Here is an 824-nt window from a genome sequence, read left to right on the forward strand (position 1 = left end):
GCATGCTGCTGATCCTCGGCTTCTACTTTGCCAAGGTCGTCAATGCGGGCCAGCAAGATATGGCGAACCGCGCGATCGATGCGGCAGCGGCGACGGTACCAGTGGTCGCGCCGAGCAGTGAGGGGGGGGGCAAATGACCGCTCACCATATTGCGGTCAACGTGCATACCTCCAAAGTGTGCTTGGTGGACCTGACCGACTGCATGTTGATCGTGCAGCCCCGATATACGTTACTCCGAGTTGAAAATGTCCAAAGCGCTAATGCCGTTACGTCGGTCATACACAAATCGAGTGGCTTGCAGCAGGCTTCTCCCAATAATCATCGAATAAGCACGTCCGATCCCGACGGGGCCTCTAGCTACTTGTGTAGTGAACGCAACCGGCGAACCAACGAAACTAATTTCAACCCTATAAACTGTGGTAGTCCCCACGCCCGCGATTGAGAGCGAGGGCATTTCTTTCTCCAATTGCGCGTGCGGCGGAATGAGGTGTGGCGCTATAACCGACACATCGGCACCCGTGTCTATCAACGCATAAGTCCGCCCCTCCGCTCGCTGAGAGCGCAGCATATCCAGTCGGAACGAATACAGGATCTCGACACACGGGGCGGCCAGCGGGTTGCCCAGATCATGGATCCCCGCCTCACTAAGGTGAACCACAGGCACTGTCGCTGTCGGTTTGTCCATTCCTGTGCCTTCCTTGCCGACAGTACTTCGCCTCACAAATCCTAAACAAATTGGAAAGCTCACAATGCTCGACGCTCGTCGTTTGCAGCAGCGCCTTGGCGTGCCCGCTGACGGCATGCTGCTGATCCTCGGCTTCTAC

Annotated in this window: 1 protein-coding gene; it reads right to left on the bottom strand. The window is 56.7% G+C overall.

From position 1 onward, the window contains the following. Nucleotides 1-229 precede the first annotated feature (229 nt). Nucleotides 230-802, bottom strand: coding sequence for a pepsin/retropepsin-like aspartic protease family protein (locus OB03_RS14280; protein WP_461344606.1), 573 nt, complete (start codon nt 800-802; stop codon nt 230-232). Nucleotides 803-824: the final 22 nt, after the last annotated feature.

The sequence above is a fragment of the Brevundimonas sp. GN22 genome (genome assembly GCF_054824005.1).